The organism is Acinetobacter sp. A22, from assembly GCF_030913345.1.
Classification (GTDB): domain Bacteria; phylum Pseudomonadota; class Gammaproteobacteria; order Pseudomonadales; family Moraxellaceae; genus Acinetobacter; species Acinetobacter junii.
In genome coordinates, this window is record NZ_CP133162.1 from 1,288,299 (window position 1) to 1,305,295 (window position 16,997).

General features: G+C 40.1%; 13 protein-coding genes and 4 pseudogenes. 7 read left to right on the forward strand and 10 right to left on the reverse strand.

Annotated features, from left to right (window positions below; genetic code table 11):
* Nucleotides 1–137: 137 nt before the first annotated feature.
* The 3 genes from fghA to Q9Q86_RS06445 all read right to left on the reverse strand — a co-directional run bounded on the left by fghA (nt 138) and on the right by Q9Q86_RS06445 (nt 2,606).
* Nucleotides 138–968 (reverse strand): S-formylglutathione hydrolase, encoded by an 831-nt coding sequence (fghA, locus tag Q9Q86_RS06435; RefSeq protein ID WP_112986605.1) that lies wholly within the window; start codon nt 966–968, stop codon nt 138–140.
* Between the two features lie 228 nt (nt 969–1,196).
* A complete protein-coding gene (locus Q9Q86_RS06440) occupies nt 1,197–2,309 on the reverse strand; it encodes an S-(hydroxymethyl)glutathione dehydrogenase/class III alcohol dehydrogenase (protein ID WP_112986604.1) in 1,113 nt (370 codons plus the stop codon).
* A 21-nt stretch (nt 2,310–2,330) separates the two neighbouring features.
* Complete coding sequence (locus Q9Q86_RS06445; RefSeq protein WP_001133624.1) at nt 2,331–2,606, reverse strand: metal/formaldehyde-sensitive transcriptional repressor; 276 nt, start codon at nt 2,604–2,606, stop codon at nt 2,331–2,333.
* Between the two features lie 468 nt (nt 2,607–3,074).
* Between Q9Q86_RS06445 and Q9Q86_RS06450 the strand changes: the two genes are divergently transcribed.
* Nucleotides 3,075–4,070 (forward strand): zinc-dependent alcohol dehydrogenase family protein, encoded by a 996-nt coding sequence (locus Q9Q86_RS06450; RefSeq protein ID WP_112986603.1) that lies wholly within the window; start codon nt 3,075–3,077, stop codon nt 4,068–4,070.
* A complete protein-coding gene (locus Q9Q86_RS06455; RefSeq protein WP_112986602.1) occupies nt 4,060–5,076 on the forward strand; it encodes a zinc-dependent alcohol dehydrogenase family protein in 1,017 nt (338 codons plus the stop codon). Before Q9Q86_RS06450 ends, Q9Q86_RS06455 begins: the two co-directional genes overlap by 11 nt.
* A gap of 14 nt (nt 5,077–5,090) precedes the next feature.
* Here the strand turns inward: Q9Q86_RS06455 and Q9Q86_RS06460 are convergent, their stop codons facing one another.
* A complete protein-coding gene (locus tag Q9Q86_RS06460) occupies nt 5,091–5,990 on the reverse strand; it encodes a LysR family transcriptional regulator (protein ID WP_112986601.1) in 900 nt (299 codons plus the stop codon).
* A gap of 135 nt (nt 5,991–6,125) precedes the next feature.
* On the opposite strand from Q9Q86_RS06460, the gene Q9Q86_RS06465 reads away from it, so the two are divergent.
* The 4 genes and pseudogenes from Q9Q86_RS06465 to Q9Q86_RS06480 all read left to right on the forward strand — a co-directional run.
* Nucleotides 6,126–6,866 (forward strand): SDR family oxidoreductase, encoded by a 741-nt coding sequence (locus Q9Q86_RS06465; protein WP_112986600.1) that lies wholly within the window; start codon nt 6,126–6,128, stop codon nt 6,864–6,866.
* A gap of 74 nt (nt 6,867–6,940) precedes the next feature.
* Complete coding sequence (locus Q9Q86_RS06470) at nt 6,941–7,939, forward strand: zinc-binding alcohol dehydrogenase family protein (RefSeq protein ID WP_112986599.1); 999 nt, start codon at nt 6,941–6,943, stop codon at nt 7,937–7,939.
* 20 nt (nt 7,940–7,959) lie between these two features.
* The gene (locus Q9Q86_RS06475) at nt 7,960–8,244 is read left to right on the forward strand and encodes a putative quinol monooxygenase (protein ID WP_112986598.1); all 285 of its coding nucleotides are present in this window, start codon (nt 7,960–7,962) and stop codon (nt 8,242–8,244) included.
* A 373-nt stretch (nt 8,245–8,617) separates the two neighbouring features.
* Nucleotides 8,618–8,803: pseudogene (locus Q9Q86_RS06480) on the forward strand (ATP-binding protein); the annotation flags it as partial.
* A 457-nt stretch (nt 8,804–9,260) separates the two neighbouring features.
* Here the strand turns inward: Q9Q86_RS06480 and dld are convergent.
* From dld to Q9Q86_RS06520, 6 genes and pseudogenes are all read right to left on the reverse strand, one after another.
* Nucleotides 9,261–10,961 (reverse strand): D-lactate dehydrogenase, encoded by a 1,701-nt coding sequence (gene dld, locus Q9Q86_RS06495; protein ID WP_004915291.1) that lies wholly within the window; start codon nt 10,959–10,961, stop codon nt 9,261–9,263.
* A gap of 230 nt (nt 10,962–11,191) precedes the next feature.
* Entirely contained in the window at nt 11,192–12,337 is a 1,146-nt protein-coding gene (gene lldD, locus Q9Q86_RS06500; RefSeq protein WP_004961411.1) for an FMN-dependent L-lactate dehydrogenase LldD, read from the reverse strand.
* Between the two features lie 3 nt (nt 12,338–12,340).
* Complete coding sequence (gene lldR / locus Q9Q86_RS06505; RefSeq protein ID WP_112986597.1) at nt 12,341–13,084, reverse strand: transcriptional regulator LldR; 744 nt, start codon at nt 13,082–13,084, stop codon at nt 12,341–12,343.
* A 17-nt stretch (nt 13,085–13,101) separates the two neighbouring features.
* Nucleotides 13,102–14,025: pseudogene (locus Q9Q86_RS06510) on the reverse strand (lactate permease LctP family transporter); the annotation flags it as partial.
* Nucleotides 14,026–14,088: 63 nt separating this feature from the next.
* Nucleotides 14,089–15,233, reverse strand: a protein-coding gene (locus tag Q9Q86_RS06515) for an IS3-like element ISAba14 family transposase (RefSeq protein ID WP_100833519.1) whose coding sequence is annotated in 2 segments (ribosomal slippage) — nt 14,089–14,969 and nt 14,969–15,233 — 1,146 coding nt in all. Because the reading frame shifts where the segments join, the coding sequence is not laid out codon by codon here.
* A gap of 69 nt (nt 15,234–15,302) precedes the next feature.
* Nucleotides 15,303–16,052: pseudogene (locus Q9Q86_RS06520) on the reverse strand (lactate permease LctP family transporter); the annotation flags it as partial.
* A gap of 208 nt (nt 16,053–16,260) precedes the next feature.
* On the opposite strand from Q9Q86_RS06520, the pseudogene Q9Q86_RS06525 reads away from it, so the two are divergent.
* Nucleotides 16,261–16,973, forward strand: a pseudogene (locus Q9Q86_RS06525) (IS5 family transposase).
* Nucleotides 16,974–16,997 lie beyond the last annotated feature (24 nt).

The following is a 16,997-nucleotide window of genomic DNA, read 5'->3' on the forward strand; positions in this document are numbered from 1 at the left end:
CTGAGCCAAAAATTTAGATTTTTATTTCGACATAATGCTATGAATTTATTCAAGTTAATATCATTAACATTTGAATCAAAAAATATTGCTCAAGAAGCATTCAAGAACAACATTGCACATCCTCATATCCATGAGAGTTATTTTGCTAGGAATTTGCTGTGAAACTCTATATGTTTCTCTATAAAGCTCGCAATGAAGTAATAGCTATGGTCATACCCTTCTCTTAGGTTAAGTGTAAGAGGATATTCTTGTTCCAAACAAATATTACTAAGAAGCTTAGGTCTTAACTGTTCTTCAAGAAAATCATCAGCTGTTCCCTGATCGACTAAAATAGGTAAATGAACTTCAGCGTTTTTGATTAATTCAATCGCATCATAGCTTTTCCATAAAGTTTCGTTTTCACCTAGGCAGTGTGTAAAAGCCTTTTCCCCCCAAGGTACTTGGCTAGGTGCAACAATTGGTGCAAAAGCAGAAATACTTTTATACAGCTCAGGGTTTTTTAACCCAATGACTAATGCACCATGACCACCCATGCTATGACCCATAATACTTTGGACTTGGTTGGTCGGAAAATTCAGGTCAATCAGATTTCTGAGCTCTTCCACAATATAATCATACATTTTGAAATGCTGTGACCAGGGTGCTTGTGTTGCATTCACATAGAATCCTGCGCCTTGGCCTAAATCATAATCTGCATGATCTGGTACATCCTCTCCACGTGGGCTGGTATCTGGTGCAACAATTATGACTTTATGTTCAGCCGCATACTTTTGTGCTCCGGCTTTAGTAATAAAGTTCTGTTCGTTGCAAGTCAGTCCTGATAACCAATATAAAACTGGCAAGCGCTCATCTTTATCATGAGGTGGCAGATATATTGAGAATTTCATTGAACAGTTTAATGCTATTGACTGATGGCGATACACTTCTTGCGATCCACCAAAAGAAGCATGTTTCTCAATTATTTCCATAATCAATTACCTATGTTGAGCAAGACTTCATGAGAAATCGAGTAAACAAAGAGTCTGACATTCTCCACAGAGAATAGTGATTAAGATTTAAAATGTAGGCAGGTTTGTTGAACCTATACTCGATGCCCACACAGATAGATCAGTTTTACAGATGATGTGCCGTTTTAGAGGATTCCATGCATGTCATTCATGATGCACATGCATGGAAAACTATAAGGTCTGACGGAATTATTCGTAATGAATTACAGTACGAATTGACTTACCTTCATGCATTAGATCAAAGGCTTCATTGATCTGATCCAAGCCCATCGTATGTGTCACAAATGGCTCTAATTGAATTTTTCCTTTCATGGCATCTTCAACCATTCCTGGTAGTTGCGTGCGACCTTTTACGCCACCAAAGGCAGTACCTAGCCATTTACGACCAGTAACCAGTTGGAATGGACGGGTAGAGATTTCCTGACCTGCGCCAGCTACACCAATAATTACGGATTGTCCCCAGCCACGGTGTGCACTTTCAAGGGCTGCACGCATTACATTCACGTTACCAATACATTCAAATGAATGATCTACACCCCAGCCAGTCATTTCGACAATGACTTGCTGGATTGGTTTATCGTAATCTTTAGGGTTCAAGAAGTCCGTTGCACCAAACTCTTTTGCCAGCGCAAATTTATCTGGATTCATGTCAACCACAATAATACGCCCTGCTTTAGCTTGACGTGCGGCTTGTACGACTGCCAGACCAATACCACCTAAACCAAAGACCGCAACACTATCACCTTCTTGTACTTTAGCTGTGTTGTGTACTGCACCGATACCCGTTGTTACCCCACAACCCAGTAAGCAGACATGTTCGTGATTGGCTTCAGGATTGATTTTAGCCAATGATACTTCTGCCACTACCGTGTATTCACTGAACGTTGAGCAGCCCATATAGTGGTAAATCGGTTGACCATTGTAGGAAAAACGAGTGGTACCATCTGGCATTACGCCTCTACCTTGAGTTTCGCGAACGGAAATACACAAGTTCGATTTTCCAGATTTACAGAATAAGCACTCGCCGCATTCAGCGGTGTAAAGTGGAATTACATGATCACCTGGTTTGACGCTAGTCACGCCTTCACCCACCTCAACGACAACACCAGCACCTTCATGCCCGAGAATAGCGGGAAAAACACCTTCAGGATCATCGCCAGATAAAGTAAATGCGTCTGTATGACACACACCGGTATGGGAGATCTTAATTAATACTTCACCTTTCTTCGGTGGTGCAACATCAACTTCAACAATTTGAAGAGGTTGACCAGGACCAAACGCAACGGCAGCACGTGACTTCATGCAATAATTCCTTATACAGATCTATTTTAAATATGATTTTAGAATCTTGGCGATTTCAGCCAATTCTTCTTTTCGTTGTTGTTCTGTGGTTTCACCTGATACTAAAGTGTCCTTTAAATGAACCTCCAACATTTCATTCATTAAACCATTAATAGCACCACGCACAGAGCATATTTGTTGCAGAATTGCACCACATTCCACATTGTCTTCTAACGCTTTTTCAATCGCTTGCGTCTGACCTTTGATCTTTCTGACGCGTAGAAGAATCTTTTTTTTGTCTTCAACCTGATTAGGCATCAGACCTCCTTATTTGCTAACATTAATACTATAGTACCCCATAGTATCAAAAAAGCAATAATTTTTATAAATCGAAAAATCAAAAAGGTCTTTAGCGAAAATTTTCTATCCCTGTTTTTAGTTTTTTTAAATTAACATCGTAGAGCTTATGCGAAGGTCACAAAAAAAATGGGACTTTTAGCTCCCACTTTTTATTTTGTCTCATGTTCTTTGTAATGCTGTGACCTTTTAGAATTATGTTTCAAATTTTAGCCACTTTGTAGATATTTTGAACGTTTCAAGCCTTGAAAATACTACCGACAGTTTAGATTAAACTGCCTTTACAGACTGTACTAGAATATTTTTAGTGAGCGGATGATATTTATTATTCATTATTTAGGAATTATTAAATCCTATAAATATCATTTATTGGATTAATTTACTTTGGTACTGTGCATATCATCCCCCAGTTAAAAATAAGGAACAATTATGAATAAGATGATGAATGCGCTTATCTTAGAAAATTATGGTGATCATAAATTTACACGTACAGAACTCCCTATACCTCAACCAGAGGCTGGGAAAGTTCTAGTACGTATTCATGCGAGTGGTGTAAACCCTATTGATTATAAAATTCGTCTTGGTGAAGCACCATATGCTATGCCAGAGCTTCCTGCCGTGTTGGGAACAGATATGGCTGGGGTTGTCACTGCTGTTGGTGAAGGTGTCACCGACTTCAACGTCGGAGATGAAGTTTACGGTCTGATTGGTGGCGTTCGTGGTCTTCAAGGATCTTTAGCAGAATATGTTGTAGCAGATACTGATCTGATCGCATTAAAGCCACGGAATATCTCTATGCGCGAGGCAGCAGTACTACCATTGACGTTCCTCACCGCTTGGGAGGGTTTAGTGGATCATGCGAAGGTCCAACCAGGGCAAACTGTACTGGTTCAGGGTGGTGCTGGTGGCGTTGGTTATATGGTGGTTCAGCTTGCAAAAGCACTTGATGCAAATGTTTGGGCGACTGGTCGTACAGCTGATCAATCACTGATTTCAGAACTCGGTGCAACACCTCTCGATTACACAACAGCATCTTCCGATGACATTATTGCTGCAAGCCCTGAGGGTCAAGGTTTTAACATTGTTTACGATACTGTGGGTGGTCCGGTACTCGAAGCTTCACTTTCCATGACAACTCACTATGGCCACATTACCAGCTGTGCTGCATTTGGTAATCATAATTTAGCGAGTTCATCTCTACGTTGTGCCACAGTGTCTGGCGTATTCGTCCTCATGCCGATGTTAACAGGCAATCGCCGTGCTCATCATGGTGATATCCTTAAGATCGCTACTCGTCTTGTTGAGGAAGGTAAACTGCGTCCTATTGTTGATCCTCGTCATTTTACTCTAGACCAAGCGATTGAGGCTCATGATGCTGTTCAAGATCGCTCTGCCAATATTAAGGTCGTGATTGATGTCATTTAACGCACTTCAGGCCAAGACTTGGCGCTTCAATAGTATTGGAGATACAGATGTTCTGACATTAGAAACACTTCCTGTGGCTTTACCAGCCGCAGGAGAAGTTCTAATCCAGATGAAAACGATCGGACTCAACCGGGCTGATGTAATGTTTCGGCGTGGTACTTATATTCAAAAGGCAGTATTCCCCTCTCGTCTGGGATATGAGGGAGCAGGCGTAGTTCTGGCGATAGGTGAAGGTGTACGCCAATTTTCTCCAGGAGATGCAGTATCGATTCTTCCAACTGACAATCTAGCCAAATATGGGACATATGCGGACAAGCTTCTGATTCCAGAAACTTTTTTAGTTCATAAACCCGATAGTTTAAGCTGGGAAGAAGCTTCTTCAATCTGGATGCAGTATTTGACGGCTTGGGGTGGTGTAATCCATGCTGGTGGAGTTTCGAAAGGAAAAACGATCTTGATCACAGCAGCTTCAAGCAGTGTAGGACTAGCTGCGATACAGATCGCTGAAGCAGCGGGTGCTAAGGTCATTGCAAGTACACAGACGATAGAGAAAAAGCAACGCTTATTAGATCTCGGTGTTAAAAATGTTATAGCCAGTGAAGATGAACCAGATTTGTATGAGGCGCTTGTTTCACGTTTGGGTGGAGAATATCTTGATGTCGCCTTCGATGCTGTAGGAGGGCCACATATTCAACAGATTGCAAAAGCGATGTCTGTGGGAGGAACTATGGTTATGCATGGTGCACTTAGCCCTGAGATCACACCATTTCCCCTTAAAGTTGCATTACGCAAGAGCTTAATCATGCGAGGTTTTTTGTTCCTTGAGGTTCTGCATGACCCTGTTCTAAGGGAGCAAGCCAGACGATTTATTCTTAGCAGTATAGGTGCAGGATATCTTCGTCCAGTGATCGACCGTTGCTTTAACTTTGAGGACATGCATGACGCTCAGCGCTATCTTGAATCAAATCAGCAAATAGGAAAAATTGTAGTTACTCTAGATACGTGATGGTATTATCTGATTCAGGTTTCTATACGGCCCAGCACTTCCGCTAAGTAATCAAACAATGCTCGGATTCGCAAAGGTGTCGGGCCCCGCTGTGGACGATATAAATACAGGCGCCAAACGGGAGAGGTTTCCTCATGAAGTATCTGAATGAGCTTACCACTCCTAAGCCACGGCAAAACTAGAAATCCAGGCATGTGTCCGAATCCAACTCCAGCGAGAATAGCTTGAAATTCAGCTTCTAGATCATCTGTAATAAAACGAGGCTTTGATGGCGTGAAGCTTCGACTTTCGGTGAATGTCCATGGCCAGTAACGCCCTGTTTTATGATCGAATAGTGCTGTTAGAGGGTATTTATCAAGGTCAATAATTTTTTTAGGCATTCCGACCTTATCAATTAACTCTGGCGTACCCACAGAATAAAAGTTCACTTTAGCCAATTCCCTTGCCACATATCGATTGTCCGGCAAAAATCCAAATCTGATCCCGATATCTATCCGCTCATCGATCACATCCGAGTGTGAATCTGTGAGCACACAATCCACGACAATATCTGGATAACGTGTGGCAAATTCTGCTAGTGCGGGTACTACCAATTTGCGCCCTAACACAGACGACACAGTAAGACGGACAGTCCCATGCATTTCATCTCGTTTTTCCTTGGTGTCTTTTACAAACAAAGCATCGATCGATCCCACCGCAAAACGTGCTTGCTTTGCCAGACGTTCACCATCAGCGGTAATTTTAATTTGTCGAGTACTCCTGTAAAACAGAATCTCTCCGCGCTGCTCTTCTAGTTCTTTTATTGCCCGTGTCACTGCCTGTGGGGAAATACCCAGCTGAGTTGCTGCCTCTTTAAAATTTCGAGACTCTGCTGCGACACAAAAGATACGCATCATTTCCAATTTGTTATGCATGTCCAATCCTGTGTTATGGCAATTATTCCGTAAATAGGAATTCTGAAAGATAATATTATTCATTTATTATACCTAACAAGGCTGTAATACTTAATCCATCAAATATGATTGACAGATAGGTTGAAGGGCACTTGTATGAATAATATAGAAAATAAAGTTATTGTTATCACTGGTGCAAGTAGTGGTTTAGGTGAAGCTACTGCTCGCTTACTTGCTAAAAAAGGTGCAAAGGTTGTCCTTGGTGCTAGACGTACTGAAAAATTAGAGGCTATTGTTCACGACATTCGTGCTGAAGGTGGTCAAGCTGAATTTATTGGTATGGATATAACCAAACCACAGGAAGTACAAGCACTTATTGAAAAGGCATTAAGCGCATTTGGTCAAATCGATGTATTGGTAAACAATGCTGGATTAATGTCTATTGCACCATTAAGTGAGCTAAAAGTTGATGAATGGGATCGTATGATCGACATTAATATTAAAGGTGTTCTTTATGGTATAGCAGCTACCCTACCTGTTTTCCAAAAACAAAACTTTGGACACTTTATTAATCTCGCATCTGTTGCAGGGATAAAAGTATTTAGTCCAGGAGGTACTGTTTATAGCGGTACTAAGTTTGCTGTAAGAGCCATCTCTGAAGGACTTCGTCATGAAGTTGGGGGCACAATTAGAACGACGACTATTGAGCCTGGTGCAGTTGAGTCAGAACTAAAATTCGGTTCTTCTCATAAAGAAAGTTCAGAGTTTGTTACTGATTTCTACAAACAAGCCATACCAGCTGACTCAGTCGCTCGAGCAATTGCTTATGCAATTGAACAGCCTGCGGATGTAGATATTAATGAAATTGTTTTACGCCCAACGAGCCAAAAGTTTTAACGATTGAATAACATAAAATGGGAGCACCTCGCTCCCATTTTTACTATATTTTTTTTAAAGCTAAGGACAAATTTATGAAAGCCGTATCGTATGTTATCAATAACCATGATGATTTTAAAAATTCATTGGTAGATATTGAAAAAGCAAAGCCTACGCTTAAGGAGCGTGATGTACTGGTAAAAGTTCAGGCAATCTCTGTGAATCCAGTTGATACCAAAGTGAGAAAAAATTCGTCTGAAGCAAATAATCGTATTTTAGGTTGGGATGCCGTTGGGGAAATTATTGAAGTTGGCTCAAAAGTTACCTCGTTTAAAGTAGGAGATTCTGTTTGGTATGCTGGTGATTTAACCCGAGATGGTAGTAATGCTGAGTTTCAAGCAGTCGATGAACGAATTATCAGTCTTAAACCAATTACAGTTTCTAATGCAGAAGCAGCAGCATTGCCATTAACTGCAATAACGGCATGGGAAATGCTGTTTGATCGGTTTCAAATTTCAGAAACAGAAGTTGGCAGTATTTTAATTATTGGTGGCGCAGGTGGTGTAGGATCAATCGCTATCCAACTCCTAAAAGCAAAAACAAATCTGACTGTTATAGCAACAGCTTCACGTGAAGAAACGAAATCTTGGGTGGAATCACTGGGTGCCGACCATGTCATCGACCATAGCAAAGATTTAAACGAACAAATCGAAGCACTAGGTATTGCAAAACCAAAATACGTATTCTCTACAAATCATACAGAAACATATATCAAGCAAATAGTTTCTCTGATTGCACCACAAGGCAAGCTTGGATTGATCGATGATCCACAAACATTTGATATTATGCCGTTTAAGACTAAATCTATTTCTATCCATTGGGAGTTGATGTTCACCCGTTCAATGTTTGAAACCGATGATATTGAAAAGCAAGGTGAACTGTTGCAACAGGTTGCTCAATTAGTTGACCAGCAAAAAATTAGAAGTACGCTTAACCAAAATCTAGGCAATATTAACGCTGCAAACTTGGAGAAGGCGCATAAGTTGCTTGAATCAGGCAAGTCAAAAGGCAAAATTGTACTAGAAAACTTCTAAAACAAATTAAAGGTGAAATAATGACTATTTCAGTAATTGCGAACATTAAGGCAAAATCAGATCAAAAAGAGACGTTAGAAGCGCTTTTAAATAGCGTAATAGAGCCTACGCTTCACGAAGAAGGGTGCTTGAAATATGAGCTTTATATTAGCGAAAATGACTCGAGTAGATATTTCTTCTTAGAAGAATGGCGTAGCAGAGAGGATTTAGATATCCATATAGCGTCTGATTATATTCAAAGTTTATTTGGTAATATCCAATCGCTCATTGAATCAAGTGATATTGTAGAAATCAAAAAAATATAGCTGTATTCGGACGTTATGATGAAGTATTCTTCAAATTAACATAGAGACTTAGAAAGTTAATATAAAAATGGGAGCTCTAAGCTCCTATTTTTTTGAGTGAACCGTACCGGGTTTGTCTGAGACTTTTTTTATTTAAGTTAAGCCACCTGACCTAACGGGTTAATCTTATCATAGTACATTGGGTAATCCCCCCCTAAAAATAATAGGGTCTAAGAAGAGGTTTTCGCTCTGTGGACTTTTGCCACAGTTGGAACGTACGTGTAGAAACATTGAAATGCTTTGCTGTTTTTCGCACAGACATTTTATTTCTAGTCAAAATCTCAATGACTTTGTCTTTAAAATCTTTTGAATATCCCATTTAGAACTTGGCTATAGTACTATATTGACGAGTAACTTACCATTTAGCCAATGGTCCAAATCCTTTGCGGATGATGTCACGTTGACCGCTGTGATGTTAGATCGGTTATTGCATCACTGTCATGTGGTACAAATATCGGGTGAGAGTTATCGCTTGAAGGGTAAAAAAAGAATAGGGATTCAGCCACAGGTTGAAACTTAATACGAGGTCAAAGGGGGCAATTTTAGAATGCTGTTGACAACCGAAGCAATTGAAAGGTCCGGTGCTTTACAAGCCTGAACGATCTGCTGTTTAAATTCAGCACTGTATGTTCTTCGTTTTTTCTCAAGAGATGCGATGGATGAACCGTACCGGGTTTGTCGGTGATCCTAGACATATACAGGGACAAGGCAATGTTTGAAATCATTGATGATTTAAAAAATAAATTAGATCAATATCATTCAGTTTATTAAAAGGGTAATACAATTTAATGACGAGTAGAGTCCGTAGTATGAAGGGCTTTTTAAGCGGTATCTGTGCATCTCTATATGCTCTCACAATAAGCCAACCATTCAGATTAAGAAATCATTGGCTTAAATGGGTTTAGGGTTATAGATCCTAGATATCGTTATTTTAGGCTGTTTATTACCAATATACGATGCATTAAAAATATTTTCTGTTACTTCCAATTTTTAAGCTTAGATGTCTGTCCAATACCGACATTAAAACTGTTGGTTGGATCAAGTTTTTCATAATGATTTTTCAGCGCAGGTTTAGCCACATATAAATGTCCAACATTATGCTCTGCTGGATACTCAGCGCCGCGGCTATCTAACAAACGCCACATTGCATGTTCCATAGCTAAAGGATCAACATCTTTTTTAACAATGTAATCTTGGTGGAATACATGACATAAAAAATGTCCATAATACAATTTATGTAAAATCTGCTCATCCATTTCTTTAGGTAAAGTTTCTACCCATTCACGATCATTACGGCGAAGTGCGATATCCAATGCAACAATATCTTCAACTTCTGATCGGTGCGTATCTCGATAACGAATTGCAGCACCTGCGACCGCAAAACGATGTAAAAATGCTTTTCGCCCTTCATCTTCATCACAAAGGAAATAATCACCAGTTTCGTGATGATCAAAGTAGCTTTCTAAAAATGCCTCTACCGCAGCAACATCTTGATCTTCAATACGTAGTACCAAATGATGCTCATATAAATTTCGAAATGCATTCATACGCTTCGGCAAGTGTGACGGTAGAAATTTTGTCAGCAATTGCAGAAATTTATCAGAAAGACCTCGCATTTTCATTTTTTCAAGATAACCATCTATTTTATCTTTCATCGCAAACGCAGCAGGCACTTTGGCTGTACCGAACTTCTCGATAAACATAAAAGTATCCTTACCATATTCAGCACCAATGTCATAAGCAACACGATGAATATACTCACCAGCAATAGGAATACGCGGCAAATCTTTCAGTAAAAAACGACGGATTTTGGTTAAATCTTCTTGGTGATTACTCCCCACATAAAACACTTGGCTTGAAATTCTCTCAAACGTATCTAAACGCACTGCAAACACACAGACTTTACCCGCTGAGCCCGATGCTTCGAATAAACGGGATGGATCAGCATTAAAACGTGCCGGCGTGTTTTCATCAATTTTCGCCACATCTTTAATATAACGATGGTCTGATGCACAGCACTGACTCTCATTTTCGATGTCGGCAATTTGATATTTTTGTTGTTCCAAATTCGATAAGATTTCCTCAGAAGAATGACCCAAATTCACACCTAAATGATTGACTAATTCAAGCGAGCCTTGATCATTCACTCTCGCATATAATGCAAGTTCTGTGTACGCAGGCCCACGACGCACCAATGCTCCACCAGAATTATTACATACGCCGCCTAAAACTGAAGCACCGATACAAGATGAACCAATGACTGAATGAGGTTCACGATTAAAAACTGCTAATTCTTTTTCTAAACGATCCAAAGTCGCACCTGGTAAACAAATGACTTGCTTACCTTCATTGATTACTTGAATGCCCCTTAGACGACGGGTACTCATTAATAATACTGGACGATCATAATCATCGCCAAATGGAGTTGAGCCACCTGTGAGTCCTGTATTAGCGGCTTGCATGATTACGATACAACCAGCATCTACCGCTATTTCAAGCACTTTCCATTGTTCGACCAATGTCCCAGGAACAACGACAGCTAAGACGTTTCCTGTACCGTAACGGCGGCCTTGGCGATACAAACGAGTATCTTTGTCATCAGTCAGCACATTGTTTTTACCAACAATATCTATTAGTTTTTGAATAGTCTGTCGAGAAGAGGATTGAGTGTTTATCATTTTTAAGTCTTCTATTGTATAAATGCCCAAATAATATAATTCTCTCTCCTAGGTATCTTTTAAAACACGGCTTTAAAATTCAGCACAAGTGAAGATTAGAAGAGATTCTTTCTAAACTATCGAAGCCCCTTTTTCAAAAGAAAGCTTTGTTTACCTAAATTATTCGGATAAGAATCTCTTTTTTCAAAGGAAAGTTGGCAGAAATTTACTAATGTGAGTAATTAAATCGCTTACTCTTTCTCTAACTTGACCAAGCAATCCGATGTAATATCTGCAATGGTTCTTGCACCAGTCAATGTCATTGCCACACGCATTTCTTTCTCAATCAAATCTAGTAAATTACTTACCCCAGCACCGCCGGCAGCACCAAGTGCGTATACAAATGCACGACCAAGCATGCAAATATCTGCACCCATAGCCAACATACGTACTACATCAAGACCGTTACGAATCCCTGAATCTGCTAAAATTTTGATGTCACCTTTGACCGCACTTGCAATTGAAGGAAGCGCACGAGCAGAAGACAAAACACCATCAAGCTGGCGACCACCGTGATTGGAGACCACAATTCCATCTGCGCCAAAACGTACTGCATCCTTGGCATCTTCAGGATCTAAAATCCCCTTAATAACCATGGGACCCTCCCAATAATCACGAATCCACTCAAGATCTTTCCAAGAAATTGAAGGGTCAAAGTTATTGCCCAGCCAACCGATATAATCCTCCAGACCTGTCGGCTTACCTAAATATTTCGAAATGTTACCTAAATCATGCGGACGACCCAATAAACCGACATTCCAAGCCCAGTGTGGATGCATACACGATTGCATATAACGACGCATTGCAGCATTTTTACCACTCATTCCTGAATGTGCATCACGGTAACGTGCACCTGGAACAGGCATATCGACTGTGAATACTAAGGTAGAACAGCCTGCGGCTTTAGCACGTTCCAAGGCATTTTTCATAAATCCACGGTCACGTAGTACATACAGTTGAAACCACATTGGACGTTGAATCGCAGGTGCCACTTCTTCAATCGGACAAACTGAAACTGTTGATAAGGTAAATGGAATGCCCTTTTTATCTGCGGCAACCGCGGCTTGAACTTCACCACGACGCGCATACATACCCGTTAGACCTACAGGTGACAATGCCACTGGCAACGCCAAATTTTCACCAAACAATTGCGTTTCTAAGCTCAGCTCAGACATGTCATTTAACACACGTTGACGTAAAGCGATTTTTGATAAATCTTCTACATTACGCTTTAAGGTATATTCCGCATAGGCGCCACCATCGATGTATTCAAATAAAAATGGCGGTAAACGACGTTTCGCAGCTTCACGATAGTCATTTGCAGAAGAAATAATCATAACTTATGTCCTATTTAATCGACTCGAACGTTGACGACGAGCTTCTTCTTCATCGATCATACGTACGCGTTGAACAACAAATTCAATATGCCCACAAGCTGCTTTACGTGCAGTCTCTGAGTCTTGACGTTCAATTGCGTCCATCACCTCAAAGTGCTGGTCATGCAATTGTTCAAAATGTTGTGGTGTAGTGTAGACTTTACGTCGCCCTAACATCACGTTGTCTTGCAATAAATCAAACAAACTACGCATCATTTGGATCAGTACTAAATTGTGGGATGCTTCTGCAATCGCTAGATGAAACTTCGCATCTGCTATTGCTGCGTGGGCATCATCACCTAAAGCCTGAAAATGGCTAATCTGCTCAAAACACTGACGAATATTGATCAAATCACTGGGTGTGGCACGTTGTGCGGCATACCATGCTGTACCACCTTCAAGCACCATACGAGCTTCTTGTACATCAAAACGATATTCAGGATCTTGATCTATCAAACCGGATAATGGCTCAACGATTTGATGCTGTGACCAATGTGCAGGCAACTGCTTTAAATAGGTGCCTGCACCCGCTTTGCTCTGAATAATCCCTGCGGTAACCAGCTGTTGAATCGCCTCACGTAAAGAGCTACGAGACACACCCAACTGTTCACAGAGTTGCCGTTCAGCAGGCAATCGCTCTCCGACTTGCACATTATTTTTTTCAATCAATAGACGTAAACGCTGTACCACTTTGTCGGAGACTTTCATTTTTTTCCTTGACCCGTTTATGGAATCATCCACGGGAAAACATAAGCTTGTAAGGTCACAATAATACCAATCATCACCGTAAAGATAATGCTGTGTTTTACTGTAAATCTAAATAAATCAGATTCTTTACCAACTAAACCCACTGCCGCACAAGCAATCGCAATTGATTGAGGGGAAATCATCTTACCTGTTACCCCACCACTGGTATTGGCAGCAACTAACAAGACTTCAGGCACACCGATTTGCTGTGCTGTAGTGGCTTGTAACGCTGAAAACAATGCGTTAGCTGAAGTATCTGAACCTGTAAGAAACACCCCAACCCAACCCAAGAATGGTGAGAAGAAGGTAAAAGCCTGACCGGTATGTGCCAGTGCTAAAGCAAGCGTTGCTGACAGACCTGAATAGTTTGCAATGAAGGCAAAAGCCAGCACCATACCAATCGAATAAATTGGTGTTTTTAGTTCATTCACGGTTTCAAAGAATGTCGAAACTGCCTCTTTAGGTTTCATTTTTAAATAAATGATCGTGATCAATGCCGCCAACATAATCGCCGTACCCGTTGCCGATAACCAATCAAACTTATAAATCGCATCATAATCTTTAATTTCAGGCACGACAGGCGGTAGCTTTTGAATCAATTGATGCAAATACGGCACTTTAATTAAAACTACTAAATCACTTAGTGCACCGTCCTTAACAAATAAATCTTTAAAAGGTTTGATGCTCCAGACCGTCACCATTGCTGTAAGTATCAGAAATGGAGACCAGGCTTTGGCTATCTGTGCCACACTATATTGTTTACGAGCTTGCTTGATAATAGTTTCATCTACTTGTAAATCTTTATCCTGAAAACGAAAAATATGTTTTGGCTTCCAGTACTTAAGTAAGATTGTCAAACTGACCAATGATGCAATTGCAGCAGTAATATCGGGTAATTCAGGACAGAGGTGGTCCCACATGTTTGAACAACTAAAAGCGTATTTATAAGTGATATTCCGCTCTAGTTAAGCCACCTTGTTTTGTTGGGGTAGCTGATCATAGTAAAACTCATTTGGTGTCATTTTGTCTAGACTCGAATGAGGTCGTTTCAGATTATAAAACTCAAAATATGCACTCAATTGCTTTTTCGCATCTGTGACACTGCTATAAGCTTTGAGATACACCTCTTCATATTTAACGCTCCGCCATAATCGTTCAACCATCACATTATCAACCCATCGACCTTTACCATCCATACTGATTTGAATGCCATTTGATTTCAATACATCAATAAATGCATCACTGGTAAACTGACTGCCTTGGTCTGTATTAAATATTTCAGGTCGACCATATTTTTCAATAGCTTCATTTAATGTTTCTATGCAAAATGTAACCTCCATACTAATCGATACTCTATGCGCTAGTACCTTGCGGCTATGCCAATCAATCACAGCACATAAATAAACAAAGCCTTTTGCCATAGGGATATACGTTATATCCGTAGACCACACTTGATTACTGCGCTGAATAGCCAATCCTTTGAGCAGATATGGATATTTGCGGTGAGCTTGATTAGCCTGGCTTAAATTTGGTTTGCAATATAACGCATTAATGCCCATTTTCTTCATTAAAGTACGTGTATGACGTCGTCCTATATGATGTCCTTGACGATTCAACAAATCACGCATCATACGGCTACCTGCAAAAGGGTATTGCATATGTAACTCATCCATACACCGCATCAGCTTCAGATCTGATGCACTCACAGGTTTTGGGCGATAGTAATAACAACCACGGGAGACTTTCAGCAGCTGAGCTTGCTTAGATACTGAAATCTGAAGTGAGTCATCGATTAACTTTTGTGGTTGAAGCGGCCCAGTTTCTTCAACACACCTTCTAAAAAATCAATTTCTAATGCCTGCTCACCGATTTTTGCATGTAGTTTTTTTAGATCGATGGGTGGTTCTGTTGGAGCTTTTGATTGATCGAAAGCTTGCGAGGAAGCTGAAATCAGTTGATTTTTCCAGTCGATAATTTGGTTTTGATGAACATCAAATTCAGCACTCAATTCAGCAAGTGTTTTTTCTGCTTTAATCGCAGCAAGTGCTACCTTAGCTTTAAAATCATTTGAATGATTTCTTCTTGGTCTACGTGCCATAAAATACTCCATATATTGATGTTTATAACATCATTTGGGGAGCAAAATATCACTTATAAGTGTTGTTCAAATTTCCTGATCCACCTCTGGACCAACAAAATTTGATGTTAAATATTGCGCTAAAGAAAAAGATAAGCTGGCGACTAAAATAGCAGGCCAAGTTTCTTTAACCCCACGCCAGCCATCCATAATTGCCATGATCCAGATCAATACAATTGGCACCATAAAGGGTAACTGACGACCCACCATTTGACTGATTTCCATAGTGTCAACACCTGAAACCTGCCCAGCGACAATGATCGGAATTCCCATTGCACCAAAAGCAACAGGTGCAGTGTTAACTATCAGGCATAGCCCAGCCGCATATAAAGGCTTAAAACCGAGTCCCACCAACAGTGCCGCAGTAATTGCGACTGGCGCACCAAAACCTGCCGCACCTTCTAAAAACGTACCAAAAGCAAACCCAACTAATAGCATTTGCAGACGCTGATCTTCTGTAATTGACAGAATAGAGGAGCGAATAATATCGAACTGTCCTGTTTTTACTGAAATCTTATATATAAAAACTGCACCGATAATAATCCATGCAATTGGCCACAGTCCGTAGAAGAATCCATAGACCATTGATGCCAATGCCATTCCGATTGGCATTTTGTATAAAAATAATGAGACCAGAAAGGCTAAAAAAACGGTAATTGTCGCGGCTACACTCCCCTTCATACGAAAAATAGCCAATGCCAAAAAAAAGAAAACAATGGGAACTAGCGCTATTGCACTCGAAATCCAAATATTGCCCATGGGATCATAAATTTGTTGCCACTGTTGAAGCATTGTCTACTCCTTGAAATGCTTAACTACTAGATTGAATAGTTTATTACACTTATACACTAAACTGGTATGACCAATTTAGTAATTAAGAGATAAAATGTACATTTTATATTAGAAATATTAGGGCTTGTTGAGAATTAACAAAGACTACTGATTAATTTATAATAGTACTATGGATAGATACATACTTACTGATGCCCAATGGGCAAAAATGGAACCTTTTTGCCTAGGTAAAGTGACCGATCGAGGTCGTAGTGGAAAAGATAATCGATTATTTTTAGAAGCAGTCCTATGGATTGCCCGTACAGGCAGTCCATGGCGTGATCTACCTGCTCATTTTGGTAAATGGAATACCGTCTTTAAAAGATACCGTGACTGGGTTAAAGCTGGTGTATTTGAAACTATTTTTGCATCTGTAAATGAAGATGTTGATTTGGAATACGCCATGATTGATGGAACGATTGTTAAAGTTCATCGACATGGGCAAGGTGCAAAAGGGGGACTTTCAAACAGTCTATAGGTAAATCTCGAGGTGGAATGACCTGTAAAATTCTTGCCTTAGTGGATAGTCTAGGCAACCTCATTAAGTTTCGATTAATGCCTGGTCAATATCACGATTTAGTAGAAACCAAACCTTTAATTGAAGATGTTGATTTTCAAGCATTACTAGCTGATAAAGCATTTGATGCAGATTGGCTCATCCAAGAACTCAATGAACGTAAAGTGAAAGTGGTGATCCCACCCAAATCTAATCGAAAAGTAATGAGAGCATTTGATACGACTATGTATAAATGGCGTCATCTCATTGAAAACTATTTCTGTAAGTTAAAAGAATTTAAACGTATAGCGATGCGTAGTTGTAAAACAGATACGAGTTTTGAAGCCATGATTCAATTGTGCGCGAGTGTAATTAACTCTCGGTAATTCTCAACAGACCCTAGCCGAAAA